Source organism: Bradyrhizobium sp. SZCCHNS1022, assembly GCF_032484835.1.
In the GTDB taxonomy this organism is placed as follows: Bacteria; Pseudomonadota; Alphaproteobacteria; order Rhizobiales; family Xanthobacteraceae; genus Bradyrhizobium.
In genome coordinates, this window is record NZ_JAUETT010000001.1 from 1,916,414 (window position 1) to 1,930,513 (window position 14,100).

The following is a 14,100-nucleotide window of genomic DNA, read 5'->3' on the forward strand; positions in this document are numbered from 1 at the left end:
CAGGAGGGCCGAAGGCTCGACGACGCTTGGCTGCTTCCATCACTTCGGGGTATTAAGTGCAGTGTCAGCGTAACTCCCAGGTCAAACGGCCAACAGCGAGCTCGATGGCTTACTCGCCCGCATCCTTTCGCCGTGACGAAATGCGCCTGGCTCGTCGTTAAGGGTCGAGATCGTACAAACTACTTTTTTTGATAACTATCGGCTTATTCTCTTCGAAGAGAGCAGTAAACTGGCCGACGTTACTTTCAAGCTTGATGGTGTAGGCAAGCTGTTGCCAAGTTTTGACGAAGCTGTCAGGGGTCGCGAGATTGAGTTGAATACAAATCAGGATTCGGTCGCCTTCTTTGAAGTCAGACCTCGGTATACTTATTATGCCGTCTTTTTCAGCGGTAATCCAGGTGAACAGTGCCTCAACGCCGGAAGGTATTGCGATAGCTGCCTCGACGACTTTTATTTCGCCTGGATTTAAGACAAACGGCTTCGTGTCAAATGGGATAGAAAAGACGAGTGCATCTTTTCGACTGCAATCTTGTATCTTAGGCGATCTCGAATCTAAGCGTTGGGCTGAGGCACTCAGGCCGGATATCCCAGCGGGTCGGTTGCCAGAGTTTATGAATGTCAGCAGCGGATTTCCGAACACTTTGAACTTATTGGTGGACAAATCTAGACCGACCAACGGGTGTCGATCGATCATCATCCGTACATCGTCTCGCGGGATTAATACATTGATGGAGGTGACTGCGGAAATGATCAACGAACCCAGGGAAATGCCAATGGCTACCCAATCTCGTCGTGGCCTTACGGGTTCCCCCACCAAACCTTCAACCGTCTCGCTCATTCCGCTTCCTGTGGCTTGTTTTAGTAGCGGGGGTTTCTCGTGCCGACGGCGCGCGACCCGCCGCTCTTTCCATATTGGTGAGGCAAGGCGGATGACGCTTCGCTAAATCCGCCTTACGGCGCTCACGCGATCTGTTGGAGGCATAAAGACGTGGATGGCCGGGACGAGCCCGGCCATGACGATGACGGCCGTTCGCGGCAATCCTCACCCGCCATATTGCTGGGTCAGGTACTTCAGATAATTGAAGAGGTGGTGCTGCCAGAAATAATCCAGCTTCTGGCAACCTTTCGTGCCGTCGCTCGGGTTGCCGCCGGGGGTGGCGAACAGCGGCACCAGCGCGCCGACGTCGGCATAATCCAGCGAGAGCTGGAGCTGGTCGAGGATCTGCTGGATCACGCCCGCGACGGTCGCGCCGGTGATCGGTGCGGCGGAGGGCGCGCCGAGATCGGAGGCCTTCAGGTGGATCGGCTCGGACGGCAGCCGTGCGGAGAGTGTGGCGACCCGCTGCTGGAGCCGCCGCTTGTGATCTTCGTAGACGCGACCGACGGTCCCCTCGACGTCGACGGTCAAGCCGCCGAGCGCGAGCAGCGCCTCGGGATCGGGACTGCCCTTGAAGGCGCGCAGCGGATTTGGCGTATTGAGGTCCGACAGCCACTCCAGCGTAAACGGCACCTGCGGCACCCAATCCTGCGTCGAGGTCACGGCCCAAGCGTATCCCTCGACTGCGGCGAGCCGGGCGTAGTCATAGGCGTAATGGTCGTTGCCGGCCTTGGCGGGGGCGAACGTGTAGGTCTTGTAGACCGGCCCCTTGAAATCCACCGTCGAGTGCCGGACCAGCGAAGTCAGCAGCGTCGCGATCGAGGCGCCCTGGCTGTGCCCGGTGATGTAGACGCTCTTGGCCGACTTCGCGAGCAGCAGCAGGGTCAGGAACAGCGGGCTGTCGGTGGTGAACAGCATCAGCAGAAGGCTCAGGGCGAAGCCCGAATGCACGCCGGCCTTGACCGCGCTGTCGCCCTCGTCGCGGGCCAGATAGAACGGCAGCGTGTAGCCATCGACCTTGATGTCGAAGCGCGCGTTGATCAGGGGAAACAGCAGATCGGCCAGCACGCTGGCTGTCGTGTCGACGGTGCCGCGCACCGCGATCGCGTACTGACTCTCGTCGTTCTTGTTCTGCCAGACCTGCCAGTAATTATCGAGCAGCGTGGCGCTCGTCGGGGTGAGATCGCGACGAATAGTCCAATTTGTGCTTGGGGGCGGGACGGGGCCCACGCCGCAGGTTGCCGCCGCTTCGCTCAGCGACGGCGTGCCGGCATAGGCCTGCTGCGCAATCTCGAGCAGAAGCTGCGCTTCCGCGAATTGGAATCCGGGCTTGAGCGTCATCCTGTCCCTCCCCTGCAACGGCTGATGTTCAACCGCTCGTCTTCGGATATCGGCGGCCGATACGTCTCATTCTTTGCAGCAATCACAAGATGTGTCTACGAATAAATACAATATTGAGATGTCTTTCAGAGTCTCATCGGAAGTTCGCGTGCCGCTTCTCCGTCATTCCGGCGCTCATAAACTTTTCTTGAAGTGTGAGATCGCCCACACTCGCATCGCGCGCGCAGTGCTTCGCTTTCGGAGCTCGCATCATATTCCGGTGCTTTCGTTAGCGAACGTCAGAATCCAAGAGCACCGGCCGCTCATTGAACTCGCTGCGGCTTTGAATTCGAAGTTCGGATGCAGAGGGCGCGGACAAGCTGATCGGACATTTCAAGTCCGCCGCGCCAGCGATTCAAATATATGTCAATCGATAGTGGAGCCTATCCGATGGACCAGGCGTCATTTTCGTTGCGGGGCATTCATCCGCCTCGCATCATCTCCCAAGCCACGCCGCAACGCACCGGCATTCTCAAGACCCTTGTGGCGGTGTTGCACCTGTCCCGGCGGCTGCAGGCCGAACACGTCCTGCGACAGCACGCCGACCTGTTCGAGAAGCATGGCGAGCTGCTCGACCTGACGAAACTGCGGGATTTCTGACGACGCCGGGCGGCGTGCGCGACGCCCGTTCAGTTTTTCATCCCGAACGACGACGCTCTTGTCGTGACCGCGATCGGCCTTGGCACCCAGGGCGTTCTGATGCTGTTATGACTAACCCCGGTCGCAGCCGGCGGAGCGCGCCGCCTGCGCTGCGCTCTCATAGGCCTGCCGGAACTCCTGCGAGGCCGGCGCGAAGTGCTGCTTGGACTCGGCCTCCTGCGTCGCCGTGTTCAGCTCGAAGCAGCGCAGGGCATGCGCCCACGGGCTGTCGTCGTTGCTGATGATGACGAAGTCCTGCGGGAAGCTCTCGATATAGCTGACGTTGAATACGTCGCCCTGCTGCGGATAATAGACGCCGTTGGCCGGCGGGTAGACGTTGAAATCCGCATCCGTGAACCGCGCCTCGATGGTGCGCGCGTCCGTGATCCTGATCAGCACGTTGTGGCTGCGGACGCGCTGGTCGTTGTAGAAATCGTTGGTGTCGTAGGAACCGGTGACGGTCGCCTGGCCCTGCGCGCCGAAGCGATGGACGAGGTTGGCGGAGATCTCGGTGCCATAGACGAGGTTGCCGACGCCGAGCACGACCCCGAGCGGGATCGGGAGCATGGCGCGTAACCGCCCCTTTCCGTCGGCGCCTCGCCGGAACGGCGGCAGCGCCTGCGCGGCCAGCGCCAGCAGCACGCAGGCCGGCAGCACCAGAAAGCGCCACTGCACCAGCTTGTAGAGAATGTGGAGGAGCGTGTCGGTCAGCATGGCGAGGCTCGAGCGAAAGAAAGCCTATTTATGCCCGATCGACGACGGCGATTTGACGGCGGCGGCAAGGAGCTCACGATGTCAAGCGCAGGACATGATTCCTCGCCGTCACAAACGACGGACACCCAACGTCCTCGCGGGCCGTTCGGGAGTGGAAGGCGAGGGCGCCCTGAGGCAGACGCGGAACGTGAGACCTGCAACGCCGACGCTGATCCGCCGCGCGCACCGTCGATGCAACCGGAAGGTGTGCGGCCCGGCGGGGCCTCGGCTTTCTCTTGCTTTTTGCCGGGCCGATCGCAACTCCCGCCATTGACATATGCGCGCCATACGCCACGGTTAGGAACCAAGCGAGATGATGGCGAGGAGCAACATGGCCGAGACGGATATTGAAGTTCTCATGAACGCGCGCACGGTGCTGGTCGAGATGCGCCAGAACTGGATCAAGACCATTGCGGCGGGTTACAAGCTGGGTGAGACCGAAGCCGCGATCAAGGGCCTGATCGAAATCCAGCAAGCCATCGATGTGGTCGACGACGCAGCCCAGGAACAAGAGCTCGAGGAAGAACTCGAGGAGCTCAGCGAGGACTGACCGGACGCCCCGCCGGTCCCGGTCTCGGATGTGACGGCGCTGGAGCCTCGTCGGCCGTCGCGCGCATCATGCGCCCGTGGCACAGTATTCGCGCCAGAACTGCCGGTAGCCGGCCTCGACGTGCTGCGTGTAGACGGCGACATTGCCGGCCGCGGAACGCGCGATGCGCGCGGGAAGCTCCGCCCGTAGCTGGGCAAGATGCGCCGGCTGCGATGCGAAGTGCTTTGCGATACTGATGTAGCCGTCGTCATCGCCGGCCACCCAATCGTCGAGGCCGATCGCCGTCAGGATGCCTCCGGCCGCGCGCGAGGCCGCACCGCGGCCGAGCTTGGCCACGACCGGCACCCCCATGTAGAGCGATTCCCAGGTCGAGATGCCGCCGTTCTGCGGGAACGGATCGAGCGAGATGTCGATGGTCTGAAGAGCCCGCAGATGGTCGCTTCGCGGGCTCGAACCGAAGCAGGCGATCCGGTCCTGCGCGATGCCCTGCGCCACGAAACGGTCCACCAGCGCATCGCGCAGGAATGTTTCATCAAGGGCGACATGCTTGATGACGATCTTGGCGCCTTCGACCTCGCGCAGCAGTCTCGCCCACACCGCCAGCGCCTCGTCCGAGATCTTGTCGATCCGGTTGAAGACGCCGAATGTGAGATGACCGTTTGATAGCATCGGCAGCGCGGACGGCGTGGCATCGGTGATCGGGTCGATCGTGATCACCGATGGCAGATCATAGACGGTTTCCGCGAACAGATGCCGGACATCTTGTGGGATCGTCATGGGGTCGGCGAAGAAATAGTCCATGGTCGCAACGCCGGTGCCGGTGCCGCTGCCCCAGGCCGTAACCTGGATCGGCGCCGGCTTGCGCGCAAACACCGCCATGCGATTGCCGGTGGTGTGGCCGGAAAGGTCGACCAGGATGTCGACGCCGTCGGCCTGGATGCGGTCTGCCAGTTCGTCATCCGACAGGTTGTTCGCATTCACCCAGACATCGGCCAGCGACTCGAAGGCAAGGGTGAACTGATCGCGTACATTCGACGACGAGTAGCAGTTGATCTGGACCTTCGTCTTGTCGTGGCATCGCAGCACCGGCAGGAACGCAAACCCCGCCGAATGCCTCCTGAAGTCGGCCGACACATAGCCGACGATGATGCGCCGGTCCGGGTCGAGCGCGCGCGCGCCCAGCTTGCGCCGCGGGAATTTGCTGCCGACCGTATCCCACCAATAACGGCGCGTCGCCTGCTGGGCTGCGAAATCCGCCTGGCTGAGAAAATCCTGATAGAAGATCTTCTTCGTGATCGCTTCGTCGTAATCCGGCCGGATCGCGATGGCGCGGTCGAAATGCGCGATCGCACCGGCCGTGTCGCCCAGCCGTCCGAGACAGGCGCCGAGCAAAGTGAGGCCGACTTCGGAACTATTGTCCTGCTCGAGCACGCGCCTGCAGGCGACGATCGCCTGCGCCACGTTGCCTCTGAGCATGCTGATCTGGGCCTTGCCCTGCCATCCCAGTTTGAGCGTGGGCTCGCGCGCGACCGCGGCATCGAAATCGGCTTCGGCCTGGTCGATTCGACCCGCCAGTATATGCAGCCGGCCGCGATGGGCGCGCACCTCCGCCATGTCGGGCCTGATCTCGATCGCGGTATTGAAGGCCGCTTCCGCCAGCTCGAAATGCCTGAGCTCGAGATGCGCCAGCCCCTTGTTGACCCAGCCTTCGAAATGGCGCGGCGCCAGCGCCAGCGCCCGCTCGGCGCTGACGGCGGCAGCATCCCAGCGCCTGACCATCAGCTCCGCGACGCCGCGGTTGCACCAGGCGTCGGCGTCGTCGGGCTTGAGCTCGATCGCGCGGGTGAAGGCGGCGATTGCCGGCTCCGCCAGTTCCAGGCGCAGCAGGGCGATCGCCAGATTGCGCTGCGCGGTCTGGGAATTTGGCCGCAGCTTCACGGCCTTTTCCAGCAGGGCGCGGGCCTCGTCATAGCGTTTGAGGTTGATCAGCGCAAAACCGAGATTGGAATTGGCATCCGCTGAACCTGGATCGAGTGCGACGACGCGCTCGAGGATCTGCCTGCCTTCCTCGAACTGTCCGCATTCGATGACCGATACGCCGAGCAGATGCATGGCATCGAAGTAGGTGGGCAAATCCTGCAGCAGCTGCCGGCACAGCGACTGCGCCTCGGCATGGCGCCCGGCGCGATAGGCCGTCATCGCTGTCGGCAGCAACGTCTCCGCCTGCTTCTTCAGTTTCTTCTGCAGCCTGGCGTTCTGGAAGGCGCGGGATCCGACATTGCTGGCCAAGGCTCGTTCTCCAGGAATTTCTTTATGATTTTGCGCAGCCGCCAGGCTGGCGGTCACGCTCCGCCGTGTCTGATCGCGCGACACTGCCCACCTTCACCCGGCAAAATTTACCCAGTACATGGTTAGCGGCTGGTTAACGGTGAGGTTCCGTGGATGTGCGAGGCCGCCGCCGGGGTCGTGCGGGGATGCTCACGCAGCTTCTGCATATGCACCCTGCGCGACTGCGGCTTGACCGCAGATTGCCGGACGACACAGTTGCGCATCGTGCCTGCTCAAATGAATCGCCATGAGGAAACGTCCGGCTTCGCCCCTGACTCGCGTCAGGCCTGGGTGCGGCTCGGCCTTGCGCTGCTGATCGGCTCGATCGGCGGGGTCGGCATGTGGTCGGTCGTGGTGGTGCTTCCGGTGGTCCAGGCCGAATTCGGCGCGAGCCGGGCCGCGGTGTCGCTGGCCTATACGCTGACGATGTTCGGCTTCGGGTTCGGCGGTGTCATCGTCGGCCGCATCACCGACCGGTTCGGCATCGTCGCGGCGATGGGCCTCAGCATCGCCTTGACCGGCGCGGCCTACGTGCTGGCGGGCGTGTCGACGACGCTGTGGCAGTTCCAGGCAGTCTATTTCCTGATCGGAATGGGCACCTCGGCGACCTTCGCGCCACTGATGGCGGAAGCCTCGCACTGGTTCGACCGCTATCGCGGCCTCGCCGTAACGGTCGTCGCGGCCGGCAGCTATGTCGCCGGGACGATATGGCCGCCGCTCGTGACGTTCGGCATCCAGCGCGCGGGATGGCGCACCACGCATATCGCGATCGGACTGTTCTGCGCGGGTGCGATGACGCTGCTGCTGTTGGTGCTGCGCGCGCGGATGGGCGGCACCGGCGCGCAAAGCCATGTCCAGGCGCCGCCGCCGCGGCTCGACCTCGGCATTTCCGCCAACACGCTCACGGTTCTGCTCTGCATCGCCGGCGTTGCCTGCTGCGTGGCGATGGCGATGCCGCAGGTCCATATCGTCGCCTATTGCGGCGATCTCGGCTATGGCGTCGCCCGCGGCGCCGAGATGCTGTCGCTGATGATGGGCTTTGGCATCGTCAGCCGTATCGGCTCCGGCTTCCTCGCCGACCGCATCGGCGGCGTGCGCACGCTGCTGATCGGCTCGCTGGCCCAGGGTTTTGCGCTCATGTTCTACCTGTTCTTCGACAGCTTGAACTCGCTCTATTTGATCTCGGCGATGTTCGGCCTGTTCCAAGGTGGCATCGTGCCTGCTTACGCGATCATCATCCGCGACACCATGCCGGCGCGCGAGGCGGCCACGCGGGTCGGCATCGTGGTCTTCGCCACCGTGGCCGGCATGTCGTTCGGCGGCTGGGTCTCTGGCGTGATCTTCGATGCTACCGGCTCCTATGCCGCAGCCTTCGCCAATGGTGTTGCCTGGAATGCCGTCAACGTCTCGATCGTGCTGAGCCTGTTGATCCTGGCACGGCGGCACCGGGCGGTCGCCGCCTGACGGTCCCGACCGCAGTTGCCGCGGCAGCTCTCAGAGACTGTTCACCAGCCGGCGCGCCGCCTTCAACCCGTTCTCGTCGCGCTTATAGAAGGTCCAGCCCTTGGCACGCTTGGCCTTGACCAGGCCGGCCGCGGTCAGGACGCGCATGTGCTCGCTCAAGGTCGGCGCGGAGACGCCGAGCTTGTCGGCGATGAAGATGCCGCAGACGCCGTCCTCGACCAGGTCGCCATCCGCCTGTCGCGGGAAATGCCGGCGCGGCTCCCGCAGCCAGTCGAGGATCTGCAGTCGCCTGTCGTTGGCCAGCGCGCGAAAAATCAACTCCGGCTTCATTTCGTGACTTTGCCAATTAGCTAATCCATGTCAAGGGTGGCGTCGGAAGAACAGTGAGGTGAAGCATGTCCGATGCGCCGAGATCGGTGAACCGCGACGGGATCGCGGCGACCTATGGGCTGATCCGACCTCATGTCCGCCATACGCCGCTGGTCACGGTCGATGCCGCCGAGTTCGGCCTGCCGCCGATGCGATTGCGGCTGAAGCTCGAATTCATGCAGCATGCGGGCTCGTTCAAGGTGCGCGGTGCGTTCGCCAATCTTCTGACCCGCGAGGTTCCGGACGCCGGTGTGGTGGCTGCGTCCGGCGGCAACCATGGCGTCGCGGTCGCGTTGGCGGCGAGCCGGCTGGGCAGGAGGGCGGCGATCTTCGTGCCGACCATCGCGTCGCCATCGAAGATCGAACTGATCAAGCGCTATGGCGCCGAGATCCATGTCGGCGGCGAGCGTTACGCCGATGCGTTGGCCGCGAGCGAAGCGATGGTGACCAGTACCGGAGCGATCCCGATCCGCGCCTTCGATCAGGCCGAGACCATGCTGGGGCAGGGCTCGGTCGGGCTCGAAATCGAGCGCGACGCTGACGATATCGACACGCTGCTGGTCGCTGTGGGCGGCGGCGGGCTGATCGGCGGCATCGCCGCCTGGTACGAGGGCCGGATCAAGGTCGTGGCGGTCGAGCCGGCTGGCGCGCCGACCTTGCGCGATGCGCTCGCGGCCGGTCGGCCCGTCGATGCGCCCGCCGGCGGCATCGCCGCCGACAGCCTCGCGCCCCGGCGGATCGGCGAGCTGATGTTTCCGATCGCCCGTGACTTCGTCGCGCCCGACGTCGTGCTGGTTGATGACGACGCCATCCGCGCCGCGCAACGCGCGTTGTGGGCGAACCTGCGCGTCGTGACCGAGCCGGGCGGCGCGGCCGCCTTCGCGGCCTTGCTATCGGGTGCCTATCGCCCGGCGCCGTCCGAGCGCGTCGCGGTTCTGCTCTGCGGCGCCAACACCACGGCGGTGAATTTCGAGAGCTGATTGGCGCGGTAACCGAGAAGCAATCCAGGACCTCACGCAGGTCTCCGGATTGCTTCCTCGCCAACTCCTCGCAGTGACGGCATTTGCCCGAACGACGCTAATCTTCCGCGACCGCATCGCCCCAGGCATGGAAGATCTCGGTGGCGCCGCTGTTGGTGGCGCCGTCGCGCAGCACGATGCTCGGGCAGGCGAACTTCATCGGTAGCGTCTGCACCGGCGCCTGCTCGACGTCGAACTTCGCCGCGAGCGCCAACTGCACCCCGGCCGGCAGCCGCGTATCCGCACCGACGATGTCGCCCTCGCTGGCATCGATCCGTGGCTGGTGGATGGCCTGATCCAGATCCATGCCGAAATCCATCACGAAGGACAGCAACTGCGTCACAGCCGGGAGGATGCGGCGGCCACCGGAGGCGCCGAGCGCAAGACGACGGCCGTCGGCGGCTTGCGCCACCACGGGCGTGTAGTTGGTGAGGCAGCGCTTCCCGGGCGCAAGCGAATTGGTCGTGCCCGGCGTCGGGTCGAACCACATGATGCCGTTGTTCATCATGATGCCGCTCTGCGGAGTCTGGAATTTCGAGCCGAAGCTCGACAGCAGCGTCTGCGTCACCGCGGCCATATTGCCGTCGCGATCGACCACCGAATAATGCGTCGTACAGGCAGGCGCGAGATATTCGGCGCCGAGCGCGCGGCGTCCTTCGGCATCGCCCATGCCGTTGAGCCGTTCGCGATAGGCCGATTGCAGGGCCTCGACATAAGCGAGATAGGCGGCGGCGTTCGGGGTGCCGCCCGACTGCAGGTTCGCTTGCAGCAGGCGCAGCGTATGCGCCAGCGTGGGACCGGCGGTCAGCTCCGGTGTCGCGAACACGGTGCCGCCGCGGTAGGGAATTTTCAGCGGCTCGCGCACATGCGCCTTGAAGGCCGCGAGGTCTTCGACCGACAAGGCCCCGCCGGCGGCCTGGATGTCGCGGCTGACGGAGCGGGCGAGATCGCCCTCGTAGAAGTCGCGCGCGCCCGCACTGGCGAGATGCGCGAGCGTGGCCTTGAGCTGCTCCTGGGGTAGCCGCACCACCGATTTGATGCCCCATTGCGGGTTCGGCGGCAGGCCGTCTTTCAAGTATGCCGCGGCGCTGGCGCTGTAGCGGCGCAGATCGGCGGCCGCGCTCGAGATCATGACGGTGGTCCACCAGTCCACCAGCAGTCCTTCGCCGGCGAGCGCCACGCTCGGCGTGAGCAGGTCTTTCCAGGGCAGCTTGGCGTAACGCTTGCGTGCTTCCTCCATGCCGGCGACCACGCCGGGCACGGCGATGGAGCCAGGGCCGTGCAGATTGCGGTCGTCCTTGACCCGCGCCCAGGGGAAGATGTCGGCGGCAACGCCGCCATCTTTGCTGAGCGGATAATCCTCGATGCGCAGGCTGTCCGGCGTGCGCATGCCGTAGTCGATCACCTCGACCCGGTTTTCCTTGGCGCGATAGAGCACCATGGCGCCGCCGCCGCCAATGCCGCTCATCCAGGGTTCCAGCACGCCGAGCGCAAAGCCGGTGGCCACCAGCGCATCGACGCAGTCGCCACCGGCGGCCAGCACCTCCGCGCCGATCTCGGCCGCGCGGCGCGATTGTGCGGCGACGATGCCGCCTTTCGAGCTGACTGCTGGCTTTCTGATCTCTTGGCGGTGGGAGAAGTGGTTCGGCATGGCGGCTCCTTGCGACGTCGATGGCGCTGGTCGGCGCCGGAACACGGGCGAATTGACACCGCGCGACGGCGCGAGGCAATCCGCGAAAGCGGCTGGCCGCTGCGACGTCAGCGAATGGTCAGGTCCCCGCGCCGGTGAGGATGTATTTACCTTTAGCCACTATGGTCGTTTGCAGACCAGATCGATCTCGATCAGCGCATCATAAGCGAGCCCGGTCACGCCGACACAGGTGCGGGCAGGCAGCCGGTCTACGGGGAAGAATGAACGATAGGTTTCATTCATTGCCGCGTAATCCTGCTTGAAGCGCGTCAGGTAAATCCTAGCCATCACAATATGTTCGAGGCCAAGGTTGAGACCTTGGAGTATGTACTTCAAGTTCTGCATCACCGCCTTCGTCTGATCGATGATGCCGTCCGGCAGCACGCCCGGTGCTTCTGGTGAGTCCGGCATCTGGCCGGTGACGAACACGAAGCCGTCGGTCTCCACGGCGTGGCTGAATGGCGCGACGGGCCTGGTCGCGCCGGGGATCATGTGGAATTGCATGGTTTGGTCCTTTCCGTGATTGATTCTGTGGGGTGAGCGAAGCGACGCGAGGCGGCGCGTGCCCACCCTCCCAGTGTCGTCGCTCAGCGGTGGGCACGCTTGCTTTGCCCACCCTGCGAGTTGAGTGGAAATCAGCTTCCGTCCCCGAACAGCCGTTTGCTCAGGATCGCGTGCACGCCCCAATTGCCGTCGACCACCTGCGTCACGCCGAAGTCGACGGCGGCTGACATCAAGGCGATCGCCTCGTCCTCGCTGAGACCTTTGCTCTGCATCAGGAACCGGCGCATCTTGCGGAACGCGTCCTTCATTGCGAGGTCGAGCGAGGAGGTCGCGTAGACCTCGCTCTGCCCCTGCGCGCCGAACTCGGCGAGATAGTTCGGGTGACTGAAACCCGTCAGCACCCAATCGGTGGCGGTCTCGATCAACGGATAGCTGAGATCGGCAAACGGCTTGCCGGCGAGCTGGCCCTTCTTGTGCAAAATCACCTGAAAAGTGCCGGTCATCGAGCACTCGATCGCGGTGCCGGAGAGTTCGCCGTCGCCCTGGGTCGCATGGGGATCGCCGACCGAGAGCAACGCGCCGGGGACTGCGACCGGCAGATAGACGGCCGCGCCCTTGCCGAGCCGCCAATTGTCGAGATTGCCGCCGAAATAGGAGGGCGGAATCGAATCGACGAAGTCGACCTCGCGCGGGGCGACGGCGATGACGCCGAAATGTGGCCGCAGCGGAATCCGGATGCCGTCGAGCACGCCGTGGCGGCGCTTGACGCTACCGGGCGCAATGGGGATGCCGGGATAGTCGTAGGTCGCGTGCACGACGCCGAACGGATCGGTCTGTGGCTCCCAACGATAGGAATAGAGGGCGCGTGCATGCGGCTCGGAATCGTCGGCGAAGATCTCGTAGATCGTCACCGCCTCGCGCGGCGTCGGCCCGCCCAAGAACTCATTGTAATGATAGCCCCACCAGGCGGCGACGCTGGAGCCGAACACGCGCCCCGCATAGGCCGGACTGCGGCTCGGTCGCGGCACGATGTCGACGACCCGCACCTCCAGCACGTCGCCCGGCTGTGCGTCCTTGATCGCGACGGGGCCGGTGCAGATATGCACGCCAAAGCCCTCGCCGGCGCCACGGCCGAATACGCTGGCGTCCATCGGGCCGGCGCCGCGGCGATCGACATTCTTCTTCTCTCTCGTCCAGCCGAACACGCTCTCCGCGTCGGCATCGCCCACGATCATCCGCTCGGGATCATCGGAGGCGTGCTGGGTCAGCGTCTCGATCGTGATGGTGTCGCCCGAGGCGATCTCGAGAAGCGGCGGCAAGGAACGGCTGAAATAGCCCCAATGCACGCGGTCGGCGGCGACCGAGAGATGATGGGCATGCGCCTCTTGCCTGTCACGATCGTTGGCCGGCGCCGGCAAGTTCGTTTCGACCCTGGCGCCAAGCGAAGTTTGCGGGGCGCGCGCCTGCGCCAGCGCCGCGAGCGGCCAGCCGCGCTGTCCGCGCGGTGCCGCCGCCGATCCTTGCTCTGCCTTCTGCTGTCGGAATTCACGCGGTGACAGGCCGAAGCGCTGGCGGAAGCTGCGGCTGAAATGCGCGGAATCGGCAAAGCCGTAGCGATAGGCGATCTCGGAGATCGAATGGCTGGCTTCGGCGGGATTGGAGAGATCGGCAAGCGCGCGCTGCAGCCGCCGTTCGCGGACATAATGGCTGAAATTGTCGCCGGCGCCTTCGAACAGCTTCTGCAGGTAACGCTCGGAAATGCCTTCCGCCTGCGCAACGCGTGCCGGCGTCAACTCGGCATCGTCCAGCCGCCGCTCGATGGTCTGGCAGATCCGATGCAAGGTCGCGGCCTGCGCCGCGCTGCTGCAGCCATCATTGATGGGGGCCGCCTGCTGATGGGCCAATGTGAGCAGCAGGTCGATCAGGGATTGCGCGACGGTGCTCCATTCGGCATCGCTCAAGCCTTCGAGCGATCGTGCCGCCGCCTCCAGCGTGCGGCAGAACACATCCGCCAAGCCGTTCGGCTGGATCACTTGGGGTCTGGCGAGCTTGAGCTTGCCGCCGATACGGCCATGCAGGGCTTCTGACGTCACTGACAGGGCAAGCGCGCGCAGGTCGCGCTGAAACGCGATGCTCCATTCGCTCGCACGCGGCAGCAGCACGAGATGCCCGGCGGGTACGATGCGGTGGCCGTCCTTGCTCTTGAGAACGGCCCCATCCTCGATCGGAAGAAGTGCGATCGGCAGATCCTCGTGCGGCTGCGCGAGTGGTGCGACGGCCTGCGGTCCCGCCGCAAGCCGCGTCAGCGCGAGGCCGGGGGCATTGCGAAGCGATGCGGTCGCGTGGCCGTCATAGAAGGAGGCGTTCGACGCGGGCTGCAGCCCGATCGCGTTCAGGACGTCGCGCCACGCTTCAGGACGATCGTCCTGTGCATAGGATTCGCTGGTGAAAGGGCGAAAACTCATGGGACTGCTCGACACCCCCGGGGTCAAGCAACCACCGTGCCAGATGAGCTTCACCATTGGGC

12 protein-coding genes are annotated in these 14,100 nt (G+C 64.3%); 4 read left to right on the forward strand and 8 right to left on the reverse strand.

The features are described 5' to 3' along the window. Positions 1 to 157 precede the first annotated feature (157 nt). Together QX071_RS08750 and QX071_RS08755 are read right to left on the reverse strand one after the other, a co-directional pair. Positions 158 to 838 carry a hypothetical protein gene (locus QX071_RS08750; RefSeq protein ID WP_315701223.1) on the reverse strand — a complete coding sequence of 227 codons (681 nt, stop codon included), beginning with the start codon at positions 836 to 838 and terminating at the stop codon, positions 158 to 160. Positions 839 to 1,042: 204 nt separating this feature from the next. Further along, the gene (locus QX071_RS08755) at positions 1,043 to 2,218 is read right to left on the reverse strand and encodes a lipase family protein (protein ID WP_315701222.1); all 1,176 of its coding nucleotides are present in this window, start codon (positions 2,216 to 2,218) and stop codon (positions 1,043 to 1,045) included. 402 nt (positions 2,219 to 2,620) lie between these two features. On the opposite strand from QX071_RS08755, the gene QX071_RS08760 reads away from it, so the two are divergent. Further along, positions 2,621 to 2,857: a hypothetical protein gene (locus tag QX071_RS08760; RefSeq protein ID WP_315701221.1), complete on the forward strand. Its 237-nt coding sequence runs from the start codon at positions 2,621 to 2,623 to the stop codon at positions 2,855 to 2,857. Between the two features lie 111 nt (positions 2,858 to 2,968). On the opposite strand, the gene QX071_RS08765 is transcribed toward QX071_RS08760, so the two are convergent. Next, positions 2,969 to 3,610, reverse strand: a complete 642-nt coding sequence (locus tag QX071_RS08765) for a hypothetical protein (protein WP_315701220.1) — start codon at positions 3,608 to 3,610, stop codon at positions 2,969 to 2,971. Between the two features lie 370 nt (positions 3,611 to 3,980). On the opposite strand from QX071_RS08765, the gene QX071_RS08770 reads away from it, so the two are divergent. After that, entirely contained in the window at positions 3,981 to 4,199 is a 219-nt protein-coding gene (locus tag QX071_RS08770) for a hypothetical protein (RefSeq protein ID WP_315701219.1), read from the forward strand. Between the two features lie 66 nt (positions 4,200 to 4,265). On the opposite strand, the gene QX071_RS08775 is transcribed toward QX071_RS08770, so the two are convergent. After that, complete coding sequence (locus QX071_RS08775) at positions 4,266 to 6,488, reverse strand: tetratricopeptide repeat protein (RefSeq protein ID WP_315701218.1); 2,223 nt, start codon at positions 6,486 to 6,488, stop codon at positions 4,266 to 4,268. A gap of 276 nt (positions 6,489 to 6,764) precedes the next feature. On the opposite strand from QX071_RS08775, the gene QX071_RS08780 reads away from it, so the two are divergent. Beyond that, the gene (locus tag QX071_RS08780; protein ID WP_315701217.1) at positions 6,765 to 7,991 is read left to right on the forward strand and encodes an MFS transporter; all 1,227 of its coding nucleotides are present in this window, start codon (positions 6,765 to 6,767) and stop codon (positions 7,989 to 7,991) included. Between the two features lie 30 nt (positions 7,992 to 8,021). Here QX071_RS08780 and QX071_RS08785 read toward each other — a convergent pair whose 3' ends face one another. Beyond that, entirely contained in the window at positions 8,022 to 8,321 is a 300-nt protein-coding gene (locus QX071_RS08785; protein ID WP_315701216.1) for an ArsR/SmtB family transcription factor, read from the reverse strand. A gap of 65 nt (positions 8,322 to 8,386) precedes the next feature. Here QX071_RS08785 and QX071_RS08790 point away from each other — a divergent pair, with 65 nt between their 5' ends. After that, positions 8,387 to 9,340: a threonine/serine dehydratase gene (locus QX071_RS08790; RefSeq protein ID WP_316171596.1), complete on the forward strand. Its 954-nt coding sequence runs from the start codon at positions 8,387 to 8,389 to the stop codon at positions 9,338 to 9,340. Between the two features lie 97 nt (positions 9,341 to 9,437). On the opposite strand, the gene QX071_RS08795 is transcribed toward QX071_RS08790, so the two are convergent. From QX071_RS08795 to QX071_RS08805, 3 genes are all read right to left on the reverse strand, one after another. Continuing rightward, positions 9,438 to 11,030, reverse strand: coding sequence for a gamma-glutamyltransferase family protein (locus tag QX071_RS08795; RefSeq protein ID WP_315701214.1), 1,593 nt, complete (start codon positions 11,028 to 11,030; stop codon positions 9,438 to 9,440). 159 nt (positions 11,031 to 11,189) lie between these two features. Beyond that, entirely contained in the window at positions 11,190 to 11,573 is a 384-nt protein-coding gene (locus QX071_RS08800; RefSeq protein WP_315701213.1) for a RidA family protein, read from the reverse strand. 131 nt (positions 11,574 to 11,704) lie between these two features. Next, entirely contained in the window at positions 11,705 to 14,038 is a 2,334-nt protein-coding gene (locus QX071_RS08805; protein WP_315701212.1) for an acetamidase/formamidase family protein, read from the reverse strand. Positions 14,039 to 14,100: the final 62 nt, after the last annotated feature.

Excerpts from the sequence above, each read along its gene's own strand:
- QX071_RS08755 (WP_315701222.1), bottom strand. The coding sequence starts at position 2,218 with ATGACGCTCAAGCCCGGATTCCAATTCGCGGAAGCGCAGCTTCTGCTC.
- QX071_RS08770 (WP_315701219.1), top strand. The coding sequence starts at position 3,981 with ATGGCCGAGACGGATATTGAAGTTCTCATGAACGCGCGCACGGTGCTG.
- QX071_RS08785 (WP_315701216.1), bottom strand. The coding sequence starts at position 8,321 with ATGAAGCCGGAGTTGATTTTTCGCGCGCTGGCCAACGACAGGCGACTG.
- QX071_RS08800 (WP_315701213.1), bottom strand. The coding sequence starts at position 11,573 with ATGCAATTCCACATGATCCCCGGCGCGACCAGGCCCGTCGCGCCATTC.
- QX071_RS08760 (WP_315701221.1), top strand. The coding sequence starts at position 2,621 with ATGTCAATCGATAGTGGAGCCTATCCGATGGACCAGGCGTCATTTTCG.
- QX071_RS08805 (WP_315701212.1), bottom strand. The coding sequence starts at position 14,038 with ATGAGTTTTCGCCCTTTCACCAGCGAATCCTATGCACAGGACGATCGT.
- QX071_RS08765 (WP_315701220.1), bottom strand. The coding sequence starts at position 3,610 with ATGCTGACCGACACGCTCCTCCACATTCTCTACAAGCTGGTGCAGTGG.
- QX071_RS08790 (WP_316171596.1), top strand. The coding sequence starts at position 8,387 with ATGTCCGATGCGCCGAGATCGGTGAACCGCGACGGGATCGCGGCGACC.
- QX071_RS08780 (WP_315701217.1), top strand. The coding sequence starts at position 6,765 with ATGAATCGCCATGAGGAAACGTCCGGCTTCGCCCCTGACTCGCGTCAG.
- QX071_RS08750 (WP_315701223.1), bottom strand. The coding sequence starts at position 838 with ATGAGCGAGACGGTTGAAGGTTTGGTGGGGGAACCCGTAAGGCCACGA.
- QX071_RS08795 (WP_315701214.1), bottom strand. The coding sequence starts at position 11,030 with ATGCCGAACCACTTCTCCCACCGCCAAGAGATCAGAAAGCCAGCAGTC.